The organism is Comamonas terrae, from assembly GCF_001544075.1.
In the GTDB taxonomy this organism is placed as follows: Bacteria; Pseudomonadota; Gammaproteobacteria; order Burkholderiales; family Burkholderiaceae_C; genus Comamonas; species Comamonas terrae.
This window is the reverse complement of sequence record NZ_BCNT01000021.1, coordinates 1-25,085: the sequence shown is the minus strand read 5'-3', so window position 1 is coordinate 25,085 and position 25,085 is coordinate 1. Positions and strand designations below refer to the sequence as shown.

At 54.2% G+C, this 25,085-nt stretch carries 20 protein-coding genes and 1 pseudogene; 4 read left to right on the top strand and 17 right to left on the bottom strand.

Annotated elements, in window-relative coordinates; genetic code table 11:
• Positions 1–91: 91 nt before the first annotated feature.
• Genes Cte04_RS19910 through Cte04_RS19855 form a run of 12 tightly spaced genes read right to left on the bottom strand, consistent with a single transcriptional unit; the run spans position 92 to position 12,253 of the window.
• Positions 92–1,459 (bottom strand): type II secretion system protein, encoded by a 1,368-nt coding sequence (locus Cte04_RS19910; RefSeq protein WP_083526772.1) that lies wholly within the window; start codon positions 1,457–1,459, stop codon positions 92–94.
• A gap of 43 nt (positions 1,460–1,502) precedes the next feature.
• Positions 1,503–2,084 (bottom strand): prepilin-type N-terminal cleavage/methylation domain-containing protein, encoded by a 582-nt coding sequence (locus tag Cte04_RS19905; protein WP_019042149.1) that lies wholly within the window; start codon positions 2,082–2,084, stop codon positions 1,503–1,505.
• Positions 2,085–2,120: 36 nt separating this feature from the next.
• Positions 2,121–3,245: a type II secretion system F family protein gene (locus Cte04_RS19900; RefSeq protein WP_066483265.1), complete on the bottom strand. Its 1,125-nt coding sequence runs from the start codon at positions 3,243–3,245 to the stop codon at positions 2,121–2,123.
• Complete coding sequence (locus tag Cte04_RS19895; RefSeq protein ID WP_066483262.1) at positions 3,245–5,035, bottom strand: ATPase, T2SS/T4P/T4SS family; 1,791 nt, start codon at positions 5,033–5,035, stop codon at positions 3,245–3,247. Before Cte04_RS19895 ends, Cte04_RS19900 begins: the two co-directional genes overlap by 1 nt.
• A 10-nt stretch (positions 5,036–5,045) precedes the next feature.
• Positions 5,046–5,498, bottom strand: coding sequence for a hypothetical protein (locus Cte04_RS19890; protein ID WP_029158309.1), 453 nt, complete (start codon positions 5,496–5,498; stop codon positions 5,046–5,048).
• Positions 5,485–6,828, bottom strand: a complete 1,344-nt coding sequence (gene pilO2, locus Cte04_RS19885; protein WP_019042145.1) for a type 4b pilus protein PilO2 — start codon at positions 6,826–6,828, stop codon at positions 5,485–5,487. Before pilO2 ends, Cte04_RS19890 begins: the two co-directional genes overlap by 14 nt.
• A 7-nt stretch (positions 6,829–6,835) precedes the next feature.
• Complete coding sequence (locus Cte04_RS19880) at positions 6,836–8,626, bottom strand: hypothetical protein (RefSeq protein ID WP_019042144.1); 1,791 nt, start codon at positions 8,624–8,626, stop codon at positions 6,836–6,838.
• A complete protein-coding gene (locus tag Cte04_RS19875) occupies positions 8,623–9,426 on the bottom strand; it encodes a TcpQ domain-containing protein (RefSeq protein ID WP_230629849.1) in 804 nt (267 codons plus the stop codon). Before Cte04_RS19875 ends, Cte04_RS19880 begins: the two co-directional genes overlap by 4 nt.
• 8 nt (positions 9,427–9,434) lie before the next feature.
• Entirely contained in the window at positions 9,435–10,016 is a 582-nt protein-coding gene (locus tag Cte04_RS19870) for a lytic transglycosylase domain-containing protein (RefSeq protein ID WP_019042142.1), read from the bottom strand.
• Between the two features lie 7 nt (positions 10,017–10,023).
• Positions 10,024–10,950 carry a hypothetical protein gene (locus Cte04_RS19865; protein WP_029158308.1) on the bottom strand — a complete coding sequence of 309 codons (927 nt, stop codon included), beginning with the start codon at positions 10,948–10,950 and terminating at the stop codon, positions 10,024–10,026.
• The gene (locus Cte04_RS19860) at positions 10,923–11,495 is read right to left on the bottom strand and encodes a hypothetical protein (protein ID WP_019042140.1); all 573 of its coding nucleotides are present in this window, start codon (positions 11,493–11,495) and stop codon (positions 10,923–10,925) included. The genes Cte04_RS19865 and Cte04_RS19860 overlap by 28 nt, the downstream gene beginning before the upstream one ends.
• Positions 11,492–12,253 carry a DsbC family protein gene (locus tag Cte04_RS19855; protein ID WP_019042139.1) on the bottom strand — a complete coding sequence of 254 codons (762 nt, stop codon included), beginning with the start codon at positions 12,251–12,253 and terminating at the stop codon, positions 11,492–11,494. The genes Cte04_RS19860 and Cte04_RS19855 overlap by 4 nt, the downstream gene beginning before the upstream one ends.
• 215 nt (positions 12,254–12,468) lie before the next feature.
• On the opposite strand from Cte04_RS19855, the gene Cte04_RS19850 reads away from it, so the two are divergent.
• Positions 12,469–13,437, top strand: a complete 969-nt coding sequence (locus tag Cte04_RS19850; protein ID WP_245633457.1) for a tyrosine-type recombinase/integrase — start codon at positions 12,469–12,471, stop codon at positions 13,435–13,437.
• 629 nt (positions 13,438–14,066) lie between these two features.
• On the opposite strand, the gene Cte04_RS19845 is transcribed toward Cte04_RS19850, so the two are convergent.
• The 5 genes from Cte04_RS19845 to Cte04_RS19825 all read right to left on the bottom strand — a co-directional run bounded on the left by Cte04_RS19845 (position 14,067) and on the right by Cte04_RS19825 (position 22,284).
• The gene (locus Cte04_RS19845; protein WP_230629845.1) at positions 14,067–15,650 is read right to left on the bottom strand and encodes a phosphoethanolamine transferase; all 1,584 of its coding nucleotides are present in this window, start codon (positions 15,648–15,650) and stop codon (positions 14,067–14,069) included.
• Positions 15,651–15,902: 252 nt separating this feature from the next.
• Complete coding sequence (locus Cte04_RS19840) at positions 15,903–16,247, bottom strand: DUF4148 domain-containing protein (RefSeq protein ID WP_019042316.1); 345 nt, start codon at positions 16,245–16,247, stop codon at positions 15,903–15,905.
• 200 nt (positions 16,248–16,447) lie between these two features.
• A complete protein-coding gene (locus Cte04_RS19835; RefSeq protein ID WP_054075962.1) occupies positions 16,448–19,621 on the bottom strand; it encodes an efflux RND transporter permease subunit in 3,174 nt (1,057 codons plus the stop codon).
• 13 nt (positions 19,622–19,634) lie between these two features.
• Positions 19,635–20,984 carry an efflux RND transporter periplasmic adaptor subunit gene (locus Cte04_RS19830; RefSeq protein WP_059441836.1) on the bottom strand — a complete coding sequence of 450 codons (1,350 nt, stop codon included), beginning with the start codon at positions 20,982–20,984 and terminating at the stop codon, positions 19,635–19,637.
• Between the two features lie 22 nt (positions 20,985–21,006).
• Positions 21,007–22,284, bottom strand: a complete 1,278-nt coding sequence (locus Cte04_RS19825) for a TolC family protein (protein ID WP_059441837.1) — start codon at positions 22,282–22,284, stop codon at positions 21,007–21,009.
• Positions 22,285–22,459: 175 nt separating this feature from the next.
• Here Cte04_RS19825 and Cte04_RS19820 point away from each other — a divergent pair, with 175 nt between their 5' ends.
• The 3 genes and pseudogenes from Cte04_RS19820 to Cte04_RS22090 form a co-directional block, all read left to right on the top strand.
• Complete coding sequence (locus Cte04_RS19820; protein WP_003062499.1) at positions 22,460–23,152, top strand: heavy metal response regulator transcription factor; 693 nt, start codon at positions 22,460–22,462, stop codon at positions 23,150–23,152.
• Complete coding sequence (locus tag Cte04_RS19815; RefSeq protein WP_083526771.1) at positions 23,149–24,543, top strand: heavy metal sensor histidine kinase; 1,395 nt, start codon at positions 23,149–23,151, stop codon at positions 24,541–24,543. The genes Cte04_RS19820 and Cte04_RS19815 overlap by 4 nt, the downstream gene beginning before the upstream one ends.
• A 221-nt stretch (positions 24,544–24,764) precedes the next feature.
• Positions 24,765–25,044 (top strand): annotated as a pseudogene (locus Cte04_RS22090) (transposase); the annotation flags it as partial.
• Positions 25,045–25,085 lie beyond the last annotated feature (41 nt).

The following is a 25,085-nucleotide window of genomic DNA, read 5'->3' as shown; positions in this document are numbered from 1 at the left end:
CCAGTAGAATCATAATTCTGTGCAATTCCGTTCACCGAGATTGCTAGCAAGACTGATAATGTGATCAGAGTACGCTTCATATGAACCTGTATTAATAAATGCAGTATGTCTGTGCAATTGCTTCACCAGCTGCTGCTGCGCCGAGGTTATCAACAACTGATACTAGCCACGCCCAGCCGTAGTCAGTGGCGTAATGATTTAGCTTGACTGCATCAGTGCTTTGATTCTTGGGAGTGAGTATGACCATCGAGCCCGCAGTTCCAGAAACACAGGCCGGTTTAGGTATCCAAGTCCCATTGCTAGCTGAGTAAGACTCAATAAATATCTTCTTTCCAAATCGATCTGCTAGCGGTACCCATTGGTTTCCTGAGCAATAGAGGGCAATATCCTGTGCATTCCATGCGACTCCGCCGTTCTGCGGACACCATCCTCCGGCTATAGCATCCTTTTGCGGGGAGATTCCTTTCCAAGTACCTCCAATGCACATGACGAGTCCCTGGCTAGTCGAGTCCTGAGCAATATCGCCTTGCTGGTTGGCTCCAGTACATGAGCTGCCCTTGACTTGAACGCTAGTTGGCTTGATGACCTGGCCATACGTTCGACCAGAGCCGTCGCTCATCGAGATGCCGGCCGTAGGGACACCAGAGCCATTCTTAACCGTCAGGTCGCCGCCGCTGTTGATGCTGGCGGTCTCGGTTGGTCCATTGCTGATCGACAACGACTGAGACACGAGCGAGCCTGACTTCACTTTCCCCACGACGCTCAAGTCGCCTTGCAGATCGGGATCGCGGTCGTCTCGGATGCGTACAAATTGAGAATAGATCGCTGCAGTCCTGGCCGTGCAGACGCCATATGTGGCTGGAGCTGCGCCCCCTGGAGTTGGATAGTTACAGCTGCTCCCGCGCAGGCGAGTGGGCGCAAGCAAGGTCACCGTAGCGCCATAACCCTGGCTAGCGGATCTGATCTCTTCAGCTTGCACATGCCAAATGGAGCCCATCGCAGCCGCGCAGGCTCCATCGGTTGCATATCCATTGCAGCTGGCGGTCAGTGGTAGGTGGCTATACGAATAGGCGGTAAGCGAGCACGTCGATCCTGGGCAGCCAGATCGATCCACCGTGATGAGTTGCCGGCGCCTCATTGGGTCGATGAGAGGAAATGAGGCAGCCAAATACTTGGCAGTGCGCAGCTCGTCGACTGTGGGTGCGAGTGGATCGGAGAAGCCGGCCACAACCGATCCCATGGCAAGGGCCTGGGCATTGAGGTTCAGGAACTTGTCCAGTCCATCCTTGAGCGTCGAGAGGTAGACGCCGGTAGCTTCTGCGCGGCCGCTGTTGATCTTGTCGATTGCCTCCTTGGATGCATAGACGCCGAGTACAGCGGTCAAGCCAAGCACAGCGATGAGCTCAAGCATGAGGAAGCCCGCCTGTTGTTGTTTGCGATGATGGCGCGTGCGCAGCATGGTGTCCTTTTGCCGTGCCTACTTAGGCACGGCGGGAGGGGTGTTATTGGATGGTGTATTCAATGTCGGCGCCTGCGGGAACCGCGCAGGCGCTTTGCAGCGTCGCAATTGCAGGCTGCGCACCAGCGACCTTTACTGGGGTTGTGCCCACCTTGATGCTTTCAGCGACTCGGACCATCTGGGTCAGCATGGGCATACAGGCCTTTTCGTGGACCTTTGAGACTGTGATGACGAGGTTCGCGCCAGGCGTGCCCGTCACGGCAACTGCTTGAGGGGCCAGGCCGGTCGCTTGGATCGAATGGGTGGCCGCTGCGCCGGAGACGCTGAATGCGGTGTCCTTCAGCGCGCTGGCCAGTGTTGCAGTTGTGACGCCGGTGTACGGCGTCGCAGTGGCCACGGTGTTCGCAGCTCCTTGCAGCGTGTTGACTGCCCTGGCCAAGTCGCGCGCAAAGTAGGGCGCGCGGTACTCGCGGTAGAGGCCCTGCAGCACTGGTACAGCAAGCACTGCGAGGATCGCGATGATCGCCGCAACAATCATCAGTTCGATAAACGTGAAGCCGCCTTCATTGTTCTTGCATCGAATCGATTTGCGTGTGCGACGAGTGATATTGATCATGTTTTGCATATTGTTTGCTCCTAGTTAAAGCGGTTTGAAACGGGATCACAGAAAAACCATTTTTGCGGCATCGGTCATTTCATGAATAGCATTAAAGGTATTGAAAACAACCCAGCCGACTATTGCCAACGATACAAATAAAATGCTCCATCGGAGGATAAATGCACGTTTTTTGATGCTCTTTCCCATATCGCGCTCTGTGCGACGGCCTGTTAGTTGGAGACCAGCTTCTAAAAAATTTGCTTCAGAAATATCGAACAAGTAATAAAGAGCATCCGACTCCATCAGGCCCACATCGAATAGCCTACCATCCACAAAGCCGAGCTCAATATTCTCCATGATGCGTTGGCAATACCATTGCAACCAAGGCTCCGCCTGCAATGAGATTGCCTGTATGCCTTCTCGAAGATTGAGACCCGAGCCTCGCTTTACCAGAGTAGATAGGGTCGAAAGAAACATCGCGCCGCGATAGTTCCTGTAGACCCTGTAAACAATGAATTTTTCTGCCCATTGACGAGAACGGCCGCTCCAGCGAGTCAAGGACCAACTAAAGGCGATGCTAAGTATTAGTATCCCGATTGTTAAAGGAATGATATATGAGGCGAACACCCTTGAGAAATGTTCCAGATCAAAAGCATGTGGTCCGTAAAGTGTTTCCGGTACAAAGTCGAAGGTTGTTTTTATTTGCGGCCAGACAAAAGCAGGCACGCTTGTGAGAGTTGCCAGTACAACAATAATTGAGAATATTGCAACAGCAATGATTGAGAGAAACAGACTGCGAGCCTCATCAACTACTCTCACCAAGCGTGCAGCCTCTTTCAATGCATCCGGTACTGATCCAGTGCCTCCGTGGTTAGCTGCTGAAGCAATAATCAGCATGTCTGCATCGGGCAGCGTGCCTCGCCAAGTTGCGCCGATGTCTGTGCCAGTGTCCAGAAACTTGCTTGCCCAGTATTCGGAAAGCACTGCTCGCGGATGGGGGCGGAGCTTCTGCCAGCGGTTCTTTGGTGCGTAGCGTTGAGCATCCTTTACGAATATGTCGTGCATAAGGATTCGCCCATCGGAATCTGAAAGCACGTCAGCGAGATACTCGTAATAGTCGGCACGATGCCTTCTAAATTGTCGTGCTGCGCGTTTTAATGGCGAGAAAAACTCAAGGATGGATCGCATCACACAGCCTGCAGCTTCTTAATTGATTGATGATTCTTTGTGTGAACTGCAGCCATTTCTCGGCGTCTTTCTACTGTGAAAAATGACATAAATCGAGGCTCGATCTCTCTAGGGTCAATTTCACCTTTGCTCATTTTGTAGATGGCACAGTCCATTGCAGATTTTCCAGTCATATCTGGATCGTCATATGGTGCGGTACGCGATGACGCCAGATACTGGCTCAGTTCAATTGTTTTGGCGTCGCGTATACATTCCAGGAAATAGTCATCTGGCTCAACCAACTCAGCGACGACGGTGCGGCCAAGTAAGCCATTCAATTCAGGCAAGCCATCACGCCGGCATTTATCGCATCCCTCGGGGTTTCTGACATATATCGTTTCTTGATCAATATCGTAGAGACGTTTTATGCGTGAGAAGTAATCCTCCCACTCCATTGCATTTTCACCTTGTAGGAGCTTTGTGGCCTTTAGCTTGCAGCCGGGGCAGTTTTTCGGAAGTAGTGCTTGATATCCCAAGAGCTTGAGATTTCCAGGGGTGGAAACGACATCGATGTCAATGCCAATACCTGGCGATATCAAGCGTGCTGGTATACCCATGCAATTACGAGCGTGGACAGTCGTATAGCAGTTCGTGCCCGATTCGATAGCATCTTGAAGCAGGGCGGCAGTTTGCTGGTCACGAATCTCACCGATGAATAGATCGTTAAGTGCGGTTCGCTTTAATGTTCTCTTCTTTGGCTTGAAAGGGTCGTCATCGCTTTCAAGGTCGCGACTCACCGTGTTCTGGTGAAAGTGACTGCCAGGCAAGATGTTTTCTCGCGGGTCTTCCACTGTCATCACTTTGCGCGTGCTTGGAACTCCACTGAGTAGTGTCGATATCGTTGTCGATTTGCCCGAGTCAACGACCCCCGAGAGGACGATTGCACCGCCCTCGGATCGCATGGCCCGCATCAGCATGGAGATCTGTGTGGGGAGGTAGCCAAGTTGCTCCAGCGTCAGCGGTTCTTTCTTGGCATTGATTGGCGTGATCCGCATGGTGATCTGCGGGCCTTCGTCACAGGCCATCGACGCCCAGCGCAGCATGAACTGTCCAAGCTCGGCCAGATCGATGAAGATCCGGCACTGGGATTCGACAGTGCCATTGAAAACGGGGTCTTTGACTCCCTTGGCAGTTTGGTACGCGACTCCAGCGATGGACAGAAGCGTTGCAGTTGGCAAGTGGAAGCGTGGTGGGGCCACGTACTTGCCCTCGATGGTGAACCGGACCTCGCTGCGTGTTTGGGCAGTGAAGATGTTCAGGTGAATGTCAGAGGCGCGGTTGGTTACGCCGTAACGCACCAGTTCCTCGAACGACTGGTAGTAGCCCGCTTTTGCCCTGTCGCCCAAAATGTTGCGAAGGCGCTCCCCCTGGGTCCCGTCGATGTGGCCACGCGAGACGGCATGGATGATGGTTTCGCTCTCGACCAGATAGACGTTGGCGCCTGGTGCGAGACGGTAGTTTTTGGACAGGAGGAGCTCGGTCGTAGCCCGTAGTTCTTGCGAGCTTCGGTGGCGGTTGCTCACGAGCAGAATGAACTGCTTGCTGTCTTTTCGTGTTTCGAGAGGACAGATGTGCTGGGCCAGACTTCCCGCCAGGTTGATGTCCTTGTCCTTCCCGAGTGGGCGATGGAAGCTCACTTCCTTGAGCAGCTCGGTCTCTGTCTTTATGACACGTTGACTGAGGACGAAAGTGGTCGCAGTCGGCGGAGCTGGGACTGTTGAACGTTGGCGTGAGAAGAATGGCCACTGCATCTTTGGTTCCTCAGCGGTCGCTGCAGAGCTTTTGCGGGAACTTGCTGTGCTGCAGTTCGATGCACCGTGCATCAATGCGCTTTGCTGTGTAGCCTGCCTTCGTCTCTGCAGGCGTAAAGGCGTAGATGCGACCGTCGATGGCGACCTCGGCCGTCCAACGGCCTGCGCGTCCATAGATGCCATTGAGGGTAAGAAGTGGGCGAGGCTCCGGCGGTGCTTCTACGGCTGGCTGCACAGTTGGTGCTGCTCCTTGTGGAGCCGCGGCTGCAGTAGTGGAGCCGCCCGTTTGGCCGAGCGCAGCCTCAACGGCTTTATCGGCTTCGAGTTGCAAGAGCTTCTTCACGGTTGGAGCAAAGCCATAGCCTGGCTGTGGCTGCGATGCGGCCGCAGCGAGATCCTGGGCGGCAGCGTGCATAGCGAAGCCAATCAGCGCGGCTGCAACGGCGGGCTTAGTTCTTTGCATAGATTTCTCCGGCCAAGGTGGCCGTCATGAGGCTTTTCTTGAGAGACGCTTCGCCGTTGGCCTGCCAGTCGTTGGGCAGTCGGGCAAAGTCAACCTTGAAAGAGGTCCACGCCACCGGTACCTCTGGAGTTATCAGCAGATCCACGCTGAGCAAGGGGCCGCTCAGGTTTGTCAACGCAGCTCTGTAGATGGCCAGCCCGAGCTCAGCAGGCATGGACACGGGCTCTCCGACCTTGTTGAGCGGTGCTGGAACTGCTTCAGGCTGGAATTGCCCAATGGTTTTTCCGCTGAAAGCGCGCAAGATCAGTTGCAAGGAACTAAGTCCACGTACTTGCTGGATGGCCAGTGGGGTCAGCTCATCGAAGTTGAGGCGACGTGCAGGCGCTGACACTTGCATAACGGCCTCTATTTCATCCACTGTGGAATAGCGGACGGTCCACTCGCGTGGACGCAAATGCTCGAAGTCTTCGTTGGTGGGGTCTAGACCCACATCTGCGGTGCGGTCGAATTTCAGGGTGCAACCCCAAGTGCTGCCAGCGCTTGGCTTACAGTCCGTCTCCTTTAGGCGCCACCCGGCGATGCTGGTGGGTAGTTTTTCGGTGGCTTCGCGCAATGCTCGTAGCGCTTCATGCCCGTAGGTGGACTTCTCCTGTGCATATGCTTGGAAGGCCTGAGTCCATGCTGTCTTGGGGTCCAGCTCATTGGCGTTGGCCAAGAGCTCTGCTTGGCGCCTTTGCTCCAGTTGCCAATAGTCCCAAGCACGTAATCCCCCGAGCAAAAGGATCGCGCCGGCTACGGTGTAGAGCACAGCTGGAGGGATGCTGGTGCCGACCTTGGCCAAGGCCTCACTGGCCTCGTTGCTGGCAGCTGCGCTTATGACCTGACTCAGCGTTACGGGCTGTACCTCTGGTGCGGGGTAAAGTAAATCTGGCTCATTCGTGAACAGTGAGATGGAAGAGGTGGCCAATCGCTCAAATGCAGCCAGCCGCGATCGAGCCGCTTCTTCGTCCGTCACCAGCGCGTCGAAGCCAGTCGCTGGTGCTCCGTCGATTGCGGCGCAAATCCAGATCCCTTGTGGGAGCTTGATGGCTGCAAACACATGGCCATTGGCGAAGGCGGCCACGCCGGTAGCCAAGGCGATGAGCTTTTCCCCCTGGTTGGACACTTTGAGTTTCGCGGTGCCCACGGTGGCTGGAGCTACCGTGCAGTAGTAGTCCGCCTTCCCCTTGCGGGCAAGTTGTTGTGCGTGCTTCTTGAGATTCACGGCTTGGACAGTCTGCTGCCAAGTCACGCCGATCACATAGCGCCGTTCGATGAGGTATGCACTCATGGTGGCCTCAGTTCATGAGCACAGGACGAACCACAACGAGGAATTCCTCACGTTCCAGGCTTTGCGCGTCAGAGCCGCCAGCGAGCAAACTCCAACCTTCAGCCAGACGGCGGCGGTTGTCTTTGGCTTTGTAGCGGGCCATGCCGGTGAGGACCATGACTTGGCCAGCTTTGAGCATGACCGTCGATTGATCGTCGATGCCTGACCTTTCGGGGTTTTGGACCCTTGAGATCGAAGTACCCTGGCCGGAGGTCGTCTCGGTCATCGCCACAAGGTTGGTCATGCTGATGCCGAATCTCAACTGCACTGAGCCGTTGTCCAAGATCGCGGGTTGGATCATGAAGCGATCGCCCGTAGTGACGTTGGCAGTCTTCATGCCCACCGAGCCCGATCCGGCTGCAGTAGAGGTCGATGGCAGCGTCTCAGACACGTAAGAACGGTCGTTGAGGTTGGTCTTGCGTGCCCATTGGCGGTTCATCGCCTGCATCTCTATGGGGCGATGCTGGATGTTGGTGCCATACTCGTTCAGCGCCTGGATCGCCGCTTGTGTGCCACCCCAGCGGGGCACCGTGCCGCTGCTTGGGCTGCCTCCGTTTGCCAGAGAGAGGATCGTCAACCCGATCTGGCCCGCCGTATCACCAACTAGCGAAGTGGGCGAGTCAATGGTTGCGCCCCACTTGGAGGTAAGCGAATTGAGCACCACGCCCCAGTTCACTCCCTTCTCGTCTCCGTCCTTTGTCGTGATGGAGTAGATGTCCATCTGTATGCGGACCTGGCGTGTCAGCGACTCGTTCTCGGACTTGACCACTTGGCGGATGCGCTGCATGGCTTCCTTGGTCGTCGTCACCGCGAACCTACCGGTACCCTGGTTGATAGCGATGGATGATCCGGGCACCGCAGCCACCATCTGCTGCAGGCTATTCATGAATGAATTGAAGATGTCCAGTGATCCAGCTTCGTCGATGCGGAAATTGGACTGGGAATTGCCAGTAGCGCCGGTGGTGCTGCTAGCACCCGATGTTGAGCCACCTTGCAAATTCATAGCAAAGTCCTTGCTTCCTTCAAGAGCGGCGATCTCGAAGGTTTCTGTGACGTAGCGCTCAATAATGATCACGCCATCGCGATACGCATAGGACAGTCCCAGCCTGGCTGTCACGAACTCAGTGATGCCGCGCGGCGTGTTGTTCTTCCAGTCCATCTCAACTGTGTCGAGCATGAGGTTTGGACCAGGGCGTATGGCCTCGACGCTCGGCTGGCCAGCAACGGCCAGAGGTGCAGGCATGCTCATTCCTGCAACTGTGGCGGTCGCGGGCTTGGCCGGCTGAGCGGTGCTTGGGCTAGAGGCGACTGCCGATGACGCGGGGCTGTATACGTCCTGCTTGATGCGAAACGGAACGCCAGTTATGCGAGACATGCGTTCGGCCCAAACCGTAAGGCTGACCTTGCCGCCAGTGCTTTTGTCTTCAAAGCTGATGAGCTTGAAGGTTTCATCGAAGATGGCGGGAAGGGAGTCTTCGGAACTGATCTCGATCATCTCGGAGCCGATCCACGGACGCGAAGCACGGCGCGCAACGATGGGCGAGAGCTGACGGGCGGCCGCTGCATTTGTGGCAGCCTTGTGGCCCTGTGTGGTCTCTTCTACGCGCAGGCTCCGATTCATGACACCTGCAGCCTCCAAGGAGCTGTCAATGTGGCCACGAACTTGCTGGGTGACTGCAGGCGAGACACATCCTGCGAGCAACAGAGCAGAAACGAGAGCAGAGGGTACGACACTGTGCTTTAGGTTGGCCAGAATCATTGGGTGCATTCCTTGTCTTGCTCGCCACGGCGGGTGATACGGGCCAAGGGCGGGTTATTTGGGTAGAAGCAGACATCAAGCGGGTATTCGCTCGCTTGAATGCCTGGTGACGACAGGGCGGCGGTCACGGCCTGCTCGAATGGCATTTCGTAGGTCTCGGGGCTTCCGATCACGACATGCTTGCGCGCATCCCAGCGCACGCGATAGCCGGCTTCTGCGGCCCAGCGTGTGAAGGCCTTGTTCAGCGTTACGTCCTGGAGCTTGAGCTCCCAGCGACGTGCAGGCTGTCCAGAGCCGTCAGTGAAGGAGGCTTTCCAGTGTTGGCGCGCCTGGTCCACCCACGAGCCAGAGCCTGGAACTGTGCTGGTTGTGAACAGTCCCTCAATCTGCGCGCGCGATGGTGCGCTTCCCTGTACCACTGCAGTGGCCACCGCTGTAGTCGGTGCGCTCGCTGCTACTGCTTCCAGCTTCGTGCCAGCAGCAGTTTCCGTGAGCTGAAGCTTGATCCCAGGGGGGAGTTGGCTGTTGACCGTCGAGATCAGATTGGCGACCGTGGAGCCACCTGCCTGTTTGACGGACACCTGAGTGTCCAGTGGTACTGGGCTGGTGAAGGGAACGCCCAGTCGATCTGCCAAGAGTTGAGCCAGGCCTTGCGCCTTGTCCTGCCATGTGACTTCGATTTCTGATTGCAGGAGCGTTGATTTGGCGCTGGTGCCTTCAGCTTCCTGTGCCATGGTCGGCCAGGCAGTAAGCGCAACAGCGACAGCTGCAACGCATCGTCCTAGGTGATGAAATTTCATTGCGTTCCTCATTTGCTTGCTCGGGCCATGGCGTCTGCCCAGGCAAACTCGCGGTACAAAGCGAGAACCATGGGGACGTAGGCTTGTGTTTCGCGGTACGGCGGAATGCCTTTGTGCTTACGCACGGCGCCAGGGCCGGCGTTGTATGCGGCGAGTGCCAGCTCCCAGTCTCTAAACTCGAACCACATCTTTCGCAGGTAAGCTGCGCCGGTGGCCAGCCCAAGCTCGGGCTGATACAAGTTGACCTTTGGGTCCCGCAAGCCTTCGCCACGGGCCGTATCTGGCATGACTTGAGTGAGACCGAGCGCACCTGCAGGCGATCTCGCACGCGAGTTGAATTGGCTCTCGATAGCCACGAGAGCCATTAGCAGCGCTGGTTCCAGTCCGTAGTGAACAGCGATCGCGCGAATGGCCGGCTCGTGCTGCCAATAGTTGCGGAGCAGTTGCTCACAGTGGGCAGACCTGGAATTTCCGCGAAGGCAGTCGTAGGTCGGGAGCTTTTTCGGCGGCAACTGGGCCAGGGACAGGCCAGGTGCAGCGACGAGGGTTGCTAATAGCAGATTGCGAGTGATGTGGGCTAGGCTAAACATCCGCGCCTCACAGCATCGAGAGGGCCAACAGCCCAATGAGCAAGGTTGTTGTGCCTTTCACGAGATAGTGCACTAGCTCGCTCGTGGCAACACGTCCCGAGGTGTAGCGACCGTAAAGGCCGCTGAAGGCACTGGCTGTGACAAGAAAGAAAAACGCGCCGCTTCCTGCAAGCAGCATTTGCTTGAGGCTGGGCATCTGCATCCCGGAGCCCTGCAGGAAGCCTTGCTGCATTGCTGCCGAGACTTCCATGCATGCACCGGTGGCGTCTCGCGGGCAGCTGCTACCCCCCAACCCGGTGCCACCGTTGCCACCCGTGCTTCCAGAGCCGTTTCCGAGCGGGTTGGTGTTGCCTGGGTTGGTAGGTCGTCCATTGGCCATCCTGTCGGCCATGTCGCATATAGATGTGCCATTGCTGTCGGCAAAGCCACGGCAAGACCCCGAGTTAATCATTCGCTGGCAGTTGCCGATGCCAAGCTGCACGCAAGCGAGCACCAGATTCCCGTCAACGGCGCGCCCATCAAAAGTGCCCGAGCCAATCAATTGGCGGACCACGCCGGAACGCATGGCGTCGGCGGTCAGTTGCGACCAAGCATCGATCTGAGCCTGCAGGGGCAGTTGGCGATACTGTTCAGGTGTCACTCCTGCATACTTGGCGATGTTTGTCCTATTCATCTGCAGGACGCCATAGCAGCAGCTGCCGTTGAATGCGCTGGTGTTGCCGCCCGATTCGACGTTGATAGCAAGGTTGGCCACAGCCTGCGCGTTCTGCTTTAGCCAGGCACTCGCATTTGGCGAGTTTTGAATGGCTTGGGTAATGTCTGAAGAGCTGACGATGGCGGCCAAAGCCACGGCTGGCAATAGCCACACAAGCTTGGATAGTCGCGGGAAAATGCGGCAGCTCATGACTAGCTCAGGCGCATAGCGCGATTGCATGCGGGAATGACTTTGCCGAACTGCCATGCCCGGAATCGAATCGTCAGGGCTGGCTGGGTCTGCTCTATGCGGTACTCGACACGGTTCTGTGATCGGTCGGTATTGGCGTACAACATGCAGTAGCCGGGGAGTTCAATGGCGCGCAGTCCAGGCCGAGGCGGCCAAGCGATGACACGCATGGTGCAGACGCTGTAGATGTCCATGGCTGCCGCGCCATTTGGTGCATCCAGGCAAAGTGTGTTGCCCGCAGCGGCGAACATGCTGAAGATGACTTTGCCCTCAGCGGTTGCGGTGTCACCCAGCAGCGCGAACGCAGGCATGCGCTTTCCTGCGCTGCCCAGTCGTGGAGCGGAAAGCTCTGTTGCCCAAACTGTCTTGAGGATCTCCCGGTCCACCGCTGTACCCGTGGACGAAAACACCGAGCTGTCGAAGACGACTTCTCGCATGGTCTCCCAGGACTGCGCGTGAGAGCTTGTCGCCATGGCAATGGCAAGCGCAGGGAATAGGGCAGAAATGAGGGGGCGAACGGAGGCGGGCGCGATCATCGTTGGTCCGCCTTCAAACGACCGCCACGCTCCAACTCCTCCATGAATTGCTCGGGCGGTGTGGCGCCAACCAAGCGCTTGCCGCTTGCCAGCACCACGGTGGGCGTGTTGTTCATGCCATAGCGCTCACCGAGCTTGAGGATCTCGACCAAACCATCGGTGTTGCACGACTCGGGCAATTGCGGCCGTGCGCCGTCCATGATGGCTTTCCACACGCCGGCACGGTCGCGTGAGCACCAGGCCATCCGTGCAAGAGATTGGCTTCGCCGATCAGTGATAGGGAAGATGAAGCGATAGATCGTCACGTTGTCGATCTGGTCGACGAACTTTGTGAAGACTCGGCAGATGGGGCAGAACGGGTCTTCGAAGAGCGCCATCACACGGCTTCCATCTCCGTGCACTTCCTTAATCGCGTGCTGCAGGGGAAGCTTGTTGAATGGAATGACCATCCTCTTGTCTTGTTGCAAGGCGGTCAGGTCTGTTTTGCTCTTCAAATCCATCAACGAGCCGCCCACAAAACTGTAACGACCCGTTTCATTCACATAGAATATCTCCCCTTCGGAAATCACCTCATAAATGTTGGTGAGCGGAGTTGTATTGATTTGCTCTACACGCACCGCTCCGTTCGTGTTTGCGTTGACGCCGGCCTTGATCTGCGCCGCAACCTTCTCTGATACGTCTGCAGCTATTGCTCCAGCCGTCAGGCCAACGAACAAAGCCGCGGCTGCGGCAAGCCTGCCTATCACTATGCGAGGCATTGCTTTGATATGTGATTGCTTTTGCATGGACCGCACTTTAGGGAGCGGTCGGCGTTGCCTCCAGCGGAAACCGTGCGTTACATACATCACGGTTTCCGCTTGACATATCAATTCCGAATTGATCTATATTTGAACTGTCGAGGTGTGTGTCTCGCCAGCCAAAGAAGGCGCCGATGAGGCGGCTTCTTCGTGCGGGCATTCACACGGGTAGATGAATGAATAATTTGATAGTTGCCGGCACGATGGATGTTCCCGCCGGCTGGGATTTCCGTTTTGGAGATTTTCTAACCGATCTATTTTTTCAAGAGGGCCTTGCAGAAAGCACTCTTCAGGTCCTCCAGATCCAGTTGCGAGCTTTCAACGCATGGCTGTTGGAAGCGACCGGTCGCTCGTGGGAACATGCTTCGGTCGACGACCTGCAGGTATTCCTACTTAGCTGGAAAGACACCAGATCTGTTTCGGCACTACGCCTCAAACAATGGATGCTGCAGCGGTTGTACCGCTGGGCGAAAGAGTCCGGCATCGTGGACCTTGGCGTTCACCGCGCACTGCTACCACTTCGCGGGGGCTTGCGTCGCCCGCGTCGCCCACCATCCAGTAACGCGATCGCTAAGCTGATGGAGCTACCGGACACGAAAACGGCCAAAGGCATGCGAGATCGTGCAGCTTTGGAGCTCCTTTATGGATCCGGGCTACGTGCAGGAGAGCTGCTGAACATTACGCTCGATCAGGTCCCCGCCAGCGGCAAGCCCTTGCAGATATGGGGGAAGGGGAGCAAAGAGCGCTTGGTTGTCGTTGGAGAACATGCCAGGTATTGGATTGCGCAGTACAAAACGGCACGACAAGTGATCCTTGCAGCCGGAGGCCATGGCAAAAGATCCACATCCAAACTGTTCGTTAGTAGCGGACGCTATCCAGACTATCGCTACTACCAGTTGCGCAGAATGGTCAGCCGGTACGGTCGCGAATGCGGCCTTCGGTTGACACCCCACGCATTGCGACACGCCTTTGCGTCGCATCTGTACCAGGGAAAGGCGTCTCTGCACACTATCCAGCTACTGCTGGGCCATGAGCATCAAGAGACGACTGCGCACTATGTCTCTATCTTGCATGAGGATATCCGGGCCATGGCGGATCAGCATCATCCACGCAGCGCGAATTTCGAGCGCTATGTGCGTTGGTAATCTTGTACCGTTGAGGCTGAATCGGTAGCATTGCTGCATTTTCTACGCGATTGAGCTTTTGAGAGTAACTGCCGCTTTGTCTGCGCATCAGCCGGCCTAGTGCCATTCTGCATTGCTCCATTAGATCGGTGCAAAGACTCCTAATCCAACCCGGACAGGGAGCTATGTCTCCTTGTCCGGTGTTGTTTGCGCGCAGTAACGACACGGTTCCTCGTCCATTTCCGAGGAAATCCATGAGCTAGATCTTTGCGCAAAGGGAGTGCGTGTTTTCTCACACAAGAACACGTCTGACCAAGAGATCCCAGTCTTCGATATCAAAGTGACCGGGATGCTTCAGCTGTTTGCTGGGCTGACTGCGCAGCAGGTATGCATCGTGATCCTAGCCCTCCATGCAGAGCTAACCACGCAAGAACGCCTGGCTCGCATGAAGGCACCGCTTCAGTCGGGCGAGACGCTCACTATCGGCTCCTTATTTCAGGGCGGAGGGGTACGCTGGTATGCACTGCGTTGGGCATTAGTACCTCCACCTGCGGTAGTCAGCAGTGGTTAAGCCGCTGGCATTCGTGTCAACAATTTAGGCACTAGCCACATAGATAATCAGAAATTATTTATTCAACAATCCGTCATAATCAAGATCGCCTGCATTCTTCAAAAATATCAAGACCAGGATTATAAATTTCAGACTTTACGCTCATTAATCCCAGAACTGAATGGAAATAATTATCATGGCTTATCCTGGCATCAACGTCTAATAGAGCAGCACATCCCTTATCTTCGAATTTTTCGCGCTTAAATGATTCAGAGAACCAAACGATCCAAGGAATGCGTTTCTGAGCATCGGGCGCCAAACTATAAGGAAGACCATGGAGGTATATGTTATTTTCTCCCAAAGACTCGCCATGATCTGAGACATACATCATTGCAGTTGGCCTATCTGGATAGGTCTCCTTAATCCAATCAATTGCTTTCGAAATGAAATAATCAGTTTCTCTTATGCTGTTGTCATATGCATTGACTACTTGTTCTCGACTGCAGGTTTGCAGAGCTGAAGATTCACATTCTGGGAAGTAGGTTTTTCTATCTGGTGAAGAACGCTTGTAATAGGCTGGGCCATGGCTGCCCATTTGGTGAACTAAAACAACGGTTCCTTTAGCTTTACCAAGCTTTGGTAAGTTTTCAATTTTCTTTTGGAGATTGTTCAACACTGCTGCATCAAAGCAACCATCATCTCTGCAATTGATGTCACCTTTGATTATCTCTTGATTTTCAGCAGGTATTCTCGCACATACCCCCTTGCACCCTGATTGATTGTCAACCCAAAGCACATCCAGACCTGCCTTTTTTAGAACATCTAATAAATTTTCGTAATTTTCTCGTCGATCAAAGAACTTCTCCCTCGATAAGTGTGAAAACATGCACGGCAGTGACTCTGCGGTGCTCGTTCCACAAGCCCAGGCATTTTTAAATGACAAGATGTCTTTTCGACTTGATAGCAAAGGTGTGGTATCTCTTGAATAGCCATTCAACCCCAAATGATCTGAACGAGCGGTTTCTCCGACTACAAGAAATACTATAGGGTCTACAGCCCCTTCAATGTATGCTCCTTCTCCTATTTTTACCAAATCTTTTGATTTCCTCTTCTGGGAATCGTCAATTTTCTTGAAGACCGCATATAGTCCATTGTATGGGTTAATCAAATAGCGAATCTCCTTATGGTTCCTCATGGTTGAGGAGAACGCCTGAAAAGAAACGATTAGGCTTACCACTGCTATTGAAATCCCCAGGAGAGCAAGCATCAAACGCTGCAATATCAGTTTGCCAAAAGTAGATTTTGAGAAATTTCTGCGCCATATAAACCACAATGGAGGTAGCGACAGCAGCAAAATCACAAAAATCATCTGCAAATTAATCAAATCAGAGGCTTCTTTGAAGTCTGTTTGCAGCACATTAGTTATCATATTGGAATCAATAACAATCCCGTATGCTTGCATGAAATAGGCAACTGAAGCCGCACTTACGACAAAGATGCTGGCAATTGGCCTTAAAAGCCTCCCCCATCCCAAAACAGAAATCGAAAGAATATTCAAACCAATTAATATAAAAACAAAGGATATTATTAGACTTATATCCGATTCTTCACCTAATTTAGATATTTTCAGCCAAAGATAATAATTAGAAAAAATAGCAATCCATATACTAACTCCAATGATCATGCGTGTTGATTGCATGCCACTAGATAGCAGGAATTCACTTATTTTATTGAAAGTCTTCATTTTACGGAAAGAATTTAATCAAGAACTATTCAGCTTCTCAATGAAACTATTTTTGAATTTACAAAAACCCACAATAGTAGAGATAAAATCTGATCTAAACGATGACATTTAGATTACATTTTTGTCATTTTTTGAGCAAAAAAAAAGCGTGGATCGTGTCACCACGAATCCACGCCAAGAAAATATTACTGATTACCCAGCCATAGCTTGGTTACGAGCATCTCGCTGCGAAGGGGTTTCTTTTGTCAGCTCATCAATAACTTGTTGACGAGTCTTCTCGGGGCCTGTGCTCTTAACCGCAGGGTAATTTCCTGCGCGCATCCGAGTATCCCCACCATCGCGCACTGCATTCGCTGCTTCTGCACGGACTTGGTCACGGGTTTGAGAGCTCTTGAAGTGTCCAGGGTATGCTTTTACACCGGCCTCGTTATTTGTGGGGTGCCAGTACGTATCTGCGACTGCGACGCCAGGCATTGCCAGAACGGTTGCCATTGCGGCTGCGGCGGTGAGAGATGCAAAAATTTTACGGTGAGCCATTTAATACTCCTTAAGTGAATTGATTTTCTTCTCCATCTAAGAAAGTGGTCTATTCAGAGAAGATGGGTCAAGTGTAGAAAATACCCACCGACAGATTGCCAACAGGAATGTGACAATGTTGTCATATTAAGTATTGTTACAAGAAAAAAGCCATGGCCTTAGAGGCCATGGCTTTTACGAGGCGAGTAGAACTACTTGTATCAGGCTGGCTTTTCCTCAGTAGAAGCTAACACCTGCTCATCCTCCGTCTCGGAGAGATCCTTGCGGTGTATCAAGCTATAGAGCAAGGGCAACACGAGAAGGGTCAGCAAAGTCGACGACAAGATCCCACCGATCACCACTGTGGCCAAGGGGCGCTGAACTTCTGCTCCTGTGCCCGTTGCAATGGCCATCGGAACAAAGCCTAGCGATGCAACCAACGCGGTCATCAGAACAGGCCGCAGTCGGGTCAAAGCACCTTCAGTGACTGCTTCATACAGGCGTTTGCCTTCTTCACGCAGCGATCGGATGTAGGCAATCATCACCAAGCCATTGAGCACTGCCACACCTGACAGTGCGATAAACCCGATCGCTGCCGAAATGGATAAAGGAATACCGCGCATCCAGAGCGCCAAGATGCCACCTGTCAGCGCAAACGGAATGCCCGTGAACACGATGAGACCATCACGAACATTGCCAAACATTGCAAACAGCAAGACAAAGACCATCAGCAATGCTGCCGGCACAACAATCGTCAAGCGTTTTCTAGCCGACTCGAGGTTCTCGAAGGTTCCGCCCCATCGGGTCCAGTAGCCGGCAGGCAGTTGCAGCGATTCGAGGCGTTGTTGTGCTTCTGTGACGAAAGATCCAATATCACGTCCGCGCACGTTGGCACTCACCACGATGCGGCGCTTACCATCCTCTCGGCTCACCTGGTTAGGGCCTGGTGCGATATCAAAACTAGCCACGGCCGAAAGCGGAACAAAACCAAGTCGGCCATCCGTACCGCGTGGAAGCGCGATAGGTAGGCGTCCTATCGCTTCCATGTCATTGCGCACTTCGTCCGGCAAGCGAACCTGAATGTCGAATCGCTTGTCGCCTTCGAAAACTGTGCCGGCTTCACGACCGCCCAGTGCCGTACTGATGGTGTCTTGCACGTCACCCATGTTCAAACCATAGCGCGAGGCCTTCTCACGGTCGATTTTCACGGTGAGCATTGGCAAGCCTGTGGTCTGTTCGACCTTGACTTCAGAGGCTCCAGAAATTTGCTGCAACATGCCTGCGACAGCTTGTGCGTTCTTCTCCAGCACGGTCATGTCGTCGCCAAAAATCTTTACAGCGACATCACTACGCACACCCGATATCAACTCATTGAAGCGCAGCTGAATGGGTTGAGAGAACTCGAAATTGTTGCCTGGAACTCGATCTGCGGCGGCCTGAATTGCTGCCAGCAAATCGTCTCGTGTACGTGCCGGATCCGGCCATTCGGACTGCGGCTTAAGCATGATGTAGCCGTCCGAGATGTTCGGTGGCATCGGGTCAGAGGCAATCTCCGCGGTACCTGAACGAGCAAATACCCTGTCGATCTCAGGAAACTCTTTCTTCAAGGTTTTCTCGATCTGCATTTGCATCTCAAGGGACTGGGTCAGGCTGGTTCCTGGAATCCGCAGAGCCTGAATGGCGAAGTCGCCCTCGTTGAGGTTTGGTGCAAATTCACTACCAAGACGCGTTGCCAGCAGCAGGCTTAACACCACCGCCACACCAGCGGCAGTCAGAACAACTGCAGGAGCTCTCATGACGCGATGAAGGGCTGGTGCATAAACGCGACGCGCCCAAACCATGAGGCGATTTTCCTTCTCCGCAACCTTGTTGCCCATGAAAAGAGCAATCGCCGCAGGAATGAAGGTAATGGACAGCAGCATTGCGCCAGCAAGCGCGATCACCACAGTCAGCGCCATGGGATGGAACATCTTGCCCTCTACACCCGTGAGCGCAAAGATTGGCAAATAGACCACCATGATGATCAATTGTCCAAACAACAATGGCCGACGCGCTTCCTTGGCTGCAGCAAATACTTCGTGGAAGCGTTCACTGCGCGTCAAAGAGCGTCCGCGTGCTTCTTGCGCGTGGGCAAGACGACGCACGCAGTTCTCCACAATGACCACCGCGCCATCAATGATGATGCCGAAGTCAAGAGCGCCCAGACTCATCAAGTTGGCACTGACTTTGTATTGCACCATGCCAGTAAAGGTGAACAGCATGGACAACGGAATGATCAGCGCTGTAATCAGGGCCGCGCGGAGGTTGCCTAGGAAAAGGAAGAGGATGACAACAACTAAAGCCGCACCTTCCACCAAATTCTTCTTGACCGTTGCGATGGCTTTATCGACGAGGTTTGTGCGATCGTAGACCGTGATCGCTTTCACGCCTTCAGGAAGACTGCGGTTAATCTGCTCCATACGTGCAGCCACAGCCTGCGAGACCACACGGCTGTTCTCCCCGATCAGCATGAAGACCGTGCCAAGCACGACCTCTCGGCCGTTATCCGTGGCAGCTCCAGTGCGAAGCTCACGACCCAAGCCAACCTCTGCCAAATCACGAATACGTATGGGCTGGCCTTGAGCCGAACCCACGATCACTTCTCGAATGTCAGCAATGCCAGAGACTTGACCTGGGGCACGGATCAAATACTGTTCACCTTGACGCTCAATGTATCCAGCTCCCACATTGGTATTGTTGCGTTCCAACGCAGCAACCAGGTCAGCAAGAGTGAAACCATAGGACGCCAGCTGTTCTGGGCGTGGCGAAACCAGATACTCTTTCGCGAACCCGCCAATAGAGTTGATTTCAGTGACACCAGGCACATTACGCAGTTGCGGTTTGATCACCCAGTCCTGTATCTCGCGCAGATCCATAGGTGTGTAAGGCGTTCCATCTGCCTTCTTTGCACCGTCCTCGGCCTCAACGGTCCAAAGATAGATCTCACCCAAACCTGTAGAGATAGGTCCCAGCGTGGGAGTGACACCAGCGGGAAGATTGTCACGGGCCTGTTGGATGCGTTCGTTGACTAACTGGCGAGCAAAGTAGATGTCAGTGCCATCTTTAAACACTACTGTCACTTGCGACAGGCCGTAGCGCGACAGCGAGCGAGTCTGTTCCAGATTGGGCAGGCCGGCCATCACCGTTTCAATTGGGTAAGTGACTCGCTGCTCAGTCTCAAGCGGTGAGTAGCCGCTGGCCTGCGTATTGATCTGTACCTGAACATTGGTAATGTCAGGTACAGCATCAATAGCGAGGCGTTGATAGTTGTATACGCCAAGAGCCGCTAGGGCCAGAACGGCAACCATGACCAGCCAGCGCTGCTCAATGGCAAATCGGATAATTCGTTCGAACATTTGCAGCCCTTGCTTAGTGTGCGTGCTCGGCTGTAGCCTTGCCCAGTTCGGCCTTAAGCATGAAGCTGCCTTCAGTCACATAGGACTGGCCGGACTTCAGCCCTTCAAGAATTTCTGTTGTCTGGGGATCTGAGCGACCAACGCGTACAGGTTGAGCTCGGAAACCCCCCTTGACGGGCACAAACACAACACTGTTTTGGCCGTCCAGACGCTGGATAGCACTGGAAGCTACCGCCACTGGCACTTGTTGCGAAGAGGCCGTCAACTCCACATTGACGAATAGACCTGGGCGCCACGCACCTTCAGGATTCTCTAGAGTGATTCGAGCAGGAGCGGTACGTGTTTCCTGGCCAATCAGAGCACCCACGTAAGCAACCACCCCAGTCGCAGACGACGAGAATGCTGTCGCCTTGACAGTTGCTTTTTCCCCTACCTTCACAGCGGGCAAGTCAGATGCTGCAACCCTCATTTCAGCCCAAACGGAGCGTAAGTCTGAGATTGTGAAAACTTGAGTAGTGTCCTGAACGGCTTCGCCGGCAGCAATATGTTTCTCGACGATCACTCCATCAAAGGGTGCTCGTAACTCAAATCGGTTTAGCGCACCACTGCCACCTCCTGCGCCGTTAGCCGCCAATTTCTGTTGAGCATTTGAAACGGCAATTTCTGCCTCGCGCAGTGTCTGCCGAGCCTGCAAGTAATCCTGTTCAGCCGATACCTTCTCCTCCCACAGCTTTTGCTCTCTGGCATAGCTTGTACGCGCCAGTGCTAAGCGTTGGCTAGCGGCTTGAAGTTCACTTCGTTGCTCAGAAACAGCCGCACTGCTCAACACAGCCAGCAACTGCCCCTTCTTTACAACCTGCCCGAGATTGGCGGGTACCGAGTCGACGACGCCAGGGACTCGAGGGACAACGTGAGCCGTTTTGTCTTCGTTGAAGCGTATTTCCCCCGGAAGTTGCAGTACTGAGCGAACAGTTGCAGAGCCGACCTCTGCGGTTCGAATGCCTGCAGCCTGCATACGCTGCGAATCCATTTGGATTAGACCTTCATCGTCATCATGAGCACCTTCGGCGCTTTTCTTCTCTGCAGACTTGGCTCCGTCCTTTTGCTCTTTTTCATCATGGTGCTCACCATCTGCATGTCCTTTTTCATCTTTGTGATCACCGCTTTGCTTCTCGCCGTGATGTTCTGTGTCTGCGTGGCTAGCGGCTTCTGAGTGCCCCTGACCTCCGGCACCTTTAGCGCTGCTGCTATCTGGACCACTGCGAAGAATTAGTGCAGCAGAAAGAGCGCCAACTACTAGGATTGCAGCAATTGCAATCTGAGTACGCCGAGTCCCAAATGGAGATGGTTTTGTATCGTTCATGTTGATGATCTGTGCAAAAAACTTACTCGTCTGTTGTGCCCAACAAGCGTTCGATATCGGCCGAAGCACGATGTGTGGCCATTAACTGGTCCAGGTATTGATTACGTACATCAAACAAAGAGCGTTGCGCGTCAAGCACGTCCAGATAACCGAATTTCCCTAGCGCAAATCCTTTGCTTGCCGCCTCATAGGCGACTTGTGCAGTCGGCAGCACGCGTTCAGACAGTTGGATAGCTTGTTTACGACTTGCCTCTAGCGTCTCTCGCGCCGCATAAAGTTGAGACTGAAGTTCCAACCGGGTAGCTAGCAAGCGCTCTTCAGCTTGGTCAGCCAGGCGGAGGGCTTGCAACTGATTTCCTCGATTGGTATCGAGCACAGGCAAAGGAATGGAGACGCCGACTACGAGTTGATTGCCGGTCTCTTGAGCGCGCTTCATACCTAGACTCACCGTTGGGTCAGGAATTCGCTTTGCGCGCTCCAGATCTGCGGTCGCCCGGCTCTGTTCAACAGTGAAGCGAGCTTGCTGAATGGATGGCGACTGCTCCAAGCGGCTTTGAAGAACCCCAATTTCCGGAACAGTAGGCAACGCGTCAAGTTTGCCTTGCGCATCACCAAATACAGGGCCTCCCTCTCCTATAAGGGCCTGTAATTGTTGACGAGCCACTCGTTTTGCGGCCTGAGCTTGGGCTTGCTCCAGCTCTGCACTGGACTCAGCTACGCTGGCCCGGTTGGCCTCTAGGGGCGCTGCCTTGCCCGCTGCTACACGCTTCGATGCAGCCTCACGCGCGCTTCGAGCGATGTCAAGAGTTTGTCCTGCGAGGACTTCACGCTGCTGTGCGACTAACAACCCAAAGAATGCGAGTCGGACATCTGCGACAAGATTAGCTTTGGCGGCATCCAGCTCCGCCTCAGCCACATCTCGGCCACGTGCTGCAGCACGCATGCGCGCATCGCGCTTGCCGCCGATTTCCAGCATTTGGGTCCATTGAACCGTCGTGGTACGTTTATCTCTGCTCGTATCTTCTTGTGAATACGAGAGCGCAGGGTTAGGCCTCGCCTTACTTTGCAGAACGGCTCCATCGCTTGCCTCAAGACCGCGCTGGGCAGCTCGTAAACGAGGGTGTTGGTCGATAGCGCGTGCTACTGCAGTGTCCAGAGTCAGTGGTGCCAGAGACGCCTTATTGGCAGGATTGTCCTGCGCTATGCCTGCCACGCCAGCTAAAGCCAAACTGGTGAACAACAACGCATGACGCAACGCACTAGCTGCTCGGCCAGCACGATGAGACGACGAAGAAATCATTGTTAAAACTCCTACCCGTGCAATCCAAAGTCAGCCGGGCGTTACATTGCCCAGGTGAGGAATAGAAAGCGGGTGGGCGCTGCCACTCTAATAAAGTGCTCCCCTCACCATCGTGACAGCCGGATGACAAATTTGTCATTTTCAAAATGCGTGCGCCTATCTCAGAATAGTCAGCATGAAAATCCTGGTTGTAGAAGATGAGATCAAGCTCGCCGATTACCTAAACAAGGGTCTGGCGGAGGAGGGCTTCACTGTGGATGTCGCCCATAACGGTATTGACGGTCTGCACCTGGCCAGTGAAATGGACTATGACCTGATCGTGCTTGACGGCATGCTTCCGGGCATCGATGGCCTAGCCGTGCTAGCTGCGCTGAGGCAAACGAAACAAACACCTGTACTGATGTTGACTGCCCGCGGCCAGGTTGAGGATCGCGTCAAGGGACTGCAGTGTGGCGCCGATGACTATCTCGTGAAGCCATTTGCATTTTCTGAACTAGTCGCACGCCTGCATGTTCTATTACGGCGCAGTGGCCCCAGCGTTGCCCAAGCCGCCCCCGAAGCGACGACTCTGCGCTTAGCTGACTTAGAGTTAGACCTAATTCGTCGTAGGGCCACGCGGGCGGGCCAGAGAATCGAGCTCACGGCCAAAGAGTTCAATTTGCTTAGCCTTCTATTACGCCGCCAAGGGGAAGTGTTAACACGAACAGAGTTGGCATCTCAGGTTTGGGATATGAATTTCGACAGTGAAACCAACGTGGTAGAGGTCGCTATCCGACGCCTGCGGCTAAAGCTTGATCAGCCTTTTGAGCAACATCTCCTCCACACCGTCCGTGGCATGGGCTATGTGCTCGAATCTCGCACAACATGAGCAAGACCGCTGCACCACATTTAGCTCGACGTTTAGCCCGCGCCTTAGCACTGCAAACCATTGTTGGCTTCGGTTTTGTATGCATTGCTGTCTATTTCGTGATCTCCGTCACGCTGTCGGAACGTCAGCAAGACACCTTAGATCACAAGAAAACAGCAATCGAGCACCTGTTAAGCGAGAGCCGAGGGGTTCACTCCCCGGAGGCCTTGAACCACATGCTTAACGACTTCGTCACGGGGCATGACGAACTGTCTTTACGCCTGGTGCCAACCTCCGGTAAAAGCGCATTTGAACTTTTGCGCCAACCTGAAGATGACGACCGGGTTGCAGTTCGCAAATTTTCAGTGGAAGTTCCGACAGTTAACGACGGCCTGCAGCCAATGCAAGCGGTCCTGTTGCTAGACCGTAGACCAGATGACCGACTGCTTAATCGTCTGGCCTGGACCCTGGGCATTGCCGCCGTGGCGGGTGCATTGCTGGTCTCATTTGCGAGCACATGGCTTGTTCGCATAGGACTCAAGCCTTTACGCCTACTGGTGGATCAAACGCGAAGCCTTTCTGCGCAAGACTTGCATCGCCGTTTAGATGATAGCCATCAACCTCAAGAATTAAGACCATTGATCGCACAGTTCAATGCATTGCTTGACCGACTGGCCATCGCCTATCAACAAATGGAGGCGTTCAATGCTGACGTGGCACACGAACTAAACACACCGTTGACCACCTTGATCAGTAGTTGCGAGTTGGCGCTTCGTAAACCGCGTAGTGCTGTTGAACTACAGGACATCTTGGCCTCCAACCTAGAGGATCTACAGCGCATGGCCGGAATCGTGGCTGACATGCTGTTTCTGTCACACGCAGACCGCGGTACTGAAGCGCGGCGATCCGCCAAAGTGAGTCTTGCAGAGCTTGCCTCAGAAGTGGCCGAGTTCCATGAGGCAGTGCTTCAAGAAGCGCACCTTCAAGTTCTAATCGATGGAGATGCAAGTGTTGCTGTGGATGCGCGTTTGGTTCGCCGTGCACTATCCAATCTTTTAGGCAACGCTTCACGCTATGCAGAACCCGGATCAACGATCACTATCGAGATCTCCCAAAGCGTAGTGGAGACACCCGATGGCAAACGTGACAACGTTAGCATTGCGGTGATCAACCGAGGAGCGGAGATCGATCCCATCCATCTGCCACGCCTGTTTGATCGGTTCTATCGTGCTGATGCGTCCCGCGCACATGCAAATCTCAATCACGGCTTGGGATTGGCCATCGTTGCAGCTATCGCACGGATGCACGGCGGTACCACTTTTGCAATCTCTTCAAGCGGGATCACCAAAATTGGGATTTCCTTACCTGAATCACCTATTGCATCGCCCGATACCTTTAAATCTCCTTCATGAGAGTGCCCCTAGGCAGGTAGACATACCTGGTCAGCCCTTTTGAGCATAGGAGGCATTCCATGAGTGCACAGCGGTTTACGCCGGAATTTAAGAGGGAGGCGGTCATGCAAGTCACGGAGAAGGGGCTCTCGGTGGCTGAAGGTATAAATAGGTTTCGATAGCCTCCTGAATCTCCGGAATGAGTCCATCGCTTATCTTCGAGTAGGCATAGGACTGTGCGTATGACTAGGCATACAGAGACGATTGAGGAGATTCCCCGGGACCAGCGTTGGTCCGCTGCCGAGAAGGCTGCCTTTGTTCGCAAAACGTATGAGCCGAGCATGAGCGCCTCGCTTCTGCCCCGCTAGGAGGGCGCGTCGGCGAGCTTTCTATTCAGTTGGCGGCGGCTGGATCGCGAAGGCTCGCTGGTGGCCGTGAGTGCCGGCGAAGTGGTTGTGGCGGCTTCGAAGCTACCGGCAGCTCGCGCCGACATCGCCAAGCTGCAACGTGTGTAGGGGGACCTAGGAGAACGAGATCCTCAAGGAAGCCGTGGAGCTCGCCGC

What these genes read in the sequence shown, in the direction of transcription:
- Cte04_RS19910 (WP_083526772.1), bottom strand. Translation starts at nt 1,459, where the DNA reads ATGCTGCGCACGCGCCATCATCGCAAACAACAACAGGCGGGCTTCCTC.
- Cte04_RS19905 (WP_019042149.1), bottom strand. Translation starts at nt 2,084, where the DNA reads ATGCAAAACATGATCAATATCACTCGTCGCACACGCAAATCGATTCGA.
- Cte04_RS19900 (WP_066483265.1), bottom strand. Translation starts at nt 3,245, where the DNA reads ATGCGATCCATCCTTGAGTTTTTCTCGCCATTAAAACGCGCAGCACGA.
- Cte04_RS19895 (WP_066483262.1), bottom strand. Translation starts at nt 5,035, where the DNA reads ATGCAGTGGCCATTCTTCTCACGCCAACGTTCAACAGTCCCAGCTCCG.
- Cte04_RS19890 (WP_029158309.1), bottom strand. Translation starts at nt 5,498, where the DNA reads ATGCAAAGAACTAAGCCCGCCGTTGCAGCCGCGCTGATTGGCTTCGCT.
- pilO2 (WP_019042145.1), bottom strand. Translation starts at nt 6,828, where the DNA reads ATGAGTGCATACCTCATCGAACGGCGCTATGTGATCGGCGTGACTTGG.
- Cte04_RS19880 (WP_019042144.1), bottom strand. Translation starts at nt 8,626, where the DNA reads ATGATTCTGGCCAACCTAAAGCACAGTGTCGTACCCTCTGCTCTCGTT.
- Cte04_RS19875 (WP_230629849.1), bottom strand. Translation starts at nt 9,426, where the DNA reads ATGAAATTTCATCACCTAGGACGATGCGTTGCAGCTGTCGCTGTTGCG.
- Cte04_RS19870 (WP_019042142.1), bottom strand. Translation starts at nt 10,016, where the DNA reads ATGTTTAGCCTAGCCCACATCACTCGCAATCTGCTATTAGCAACCCTC.
- Cte04_RS19865 (WP_029158308.1), bottom strand. Translation starts at nt 10,950, where the DNA reads ATGCAATCGCGCTATGCGCCTGAGCTAGTCATGAGCTGCCGCATTTTC.
- Cte04_RS19860 (WP_019042140.1), bottom strand. Translation starts at nt 11,495, where the DNA reads ATGATCGCGCCCGCCTCCGTTCGCCCCCTCATTTCTGCCCTATTCCCT.
- Cte04_RS19855 (WP_019042139.1), bottom strand. Translation starts at nt 12,253, where the DNA reads ATGCCTCGCATAGTGATAGGCAGGCTTGCCGCAGCCGCGGCTTTGTTC.
- Cte04_RS19850 (WP_245633457.1), top strand. Translation starts at nt 12,469, where the DNA reads ATGAATAATTTGATAGTTGCCGGCACGATGGATGTTCCCGCCGGCTGG.
- Cte04_RS19845 (WP_230629845.1), bottom strand. Translation starts at nt 15,650, where the DNA reads ATGATCATTGGAGTTAGTATATGGATTGCTATTTTTTCTAATTATTAT.
- Cte04_RS19840 (WP_019042316.1), bottom strand. Translation starts at nt 16,247, where the DNA reads ATGGCTCACCGTAAAATTTTTGCATCTCTCACCGCCGCAGCCGCAATG.
- Cte04_RS19835 (WP_054075962.1), bottom strand. Translation starts at nt 19,621, where the DNA reads ATGTTCGAACGAATTATCCGATTTGCCATTGAGCAGCGCTGGCTGGTC.
- Cte04_RS19830 (WP_059441836.1), bottom strand. Translation starts at nt 20,984, where the DNA reads ATGAACGATACAAAACCATCTCCATTTGGGACTCGGCGTACTCAGATT.
- Cte04_RS19825 (WP_059441837.1), bottom strand. Translation starts at nt 22,284, where the DNA reads ATGATTTCTTCGTCGTCTCATCGTGCTGGCCGAGCAGCTAGTGCGTTG.
- Cte04_RS19820 (WP_003062499.1), top strand. Translation starts at nt 22,460, where the DNA reads ATGAAAATCCTGGTTGTAGAAGATGAGATCAAGCTCGCCGATTACCTA.
- Cte04_RS19815 (WP_083526771.1), top strand. Translation starts at nt 23,149, where the DNA reads ATGAGCAAGACCGCTGCACCACATTTAGCTCGACGTTTAGCCCGCGCC.